This window comes from Rothia sp. HMSC071C12, assembly GCF_001813895.1.
Classification (GTDB): domain Bacteria; phylum Actinomycetota; class Actinomycetes; order Actinomycetales; family Micrococcaceae; genus Rothia; species Rothia mucilaginosa.
This window is the reverse complement of record NZ_KV814361.1, coordinates 1-314: the sequence shown is the minus strand read 5'-3', so window position 1 is coordinate 314 and position 314 is coordinate 1. Positions and strand designations below refer to the sequence as shown.

Genomic DNA, 314 nt, shown 5'->3' with positions numbered 1-314 from the left:
TCCTTGTAGTAGTTATCGAAGGAGTCGCCGTCGGCGCTGAAGTTGGTGCCGAACATGGTGTTGTAGTCTTCAAGGAAACCGTCCATGCGGCTGCCGGTGCCTTCGGTGGGGAATTCATAGTTTTCTTCCTCACCGAAGGTATCGAGCAGCTGCCCGCCGTTACCCTGCGAGTAGATGATGGCAACCTTCAGCTTCTGTTCGGGGCGCAGGGTACCGTCTGCGATGCGCTCTTCCTGCAAAGTGTTGAGGGTGTCGTAGTAGGTGCAGGCAGCATCAATAGACGAGGTTGCCAGAATCGAGTTGAAACCGCGCAC

At 55.7% G+C, this 314-nt stretch carries 1 pseudogene; it reads right to left on the bottom strand.

Annotated elements, in window-relative coordinates:
- Positions 1-314, bottom strand: a pseudogene (locus HMPREF2942_RS09405) (hypothetical protein); the annotation flags it as partial.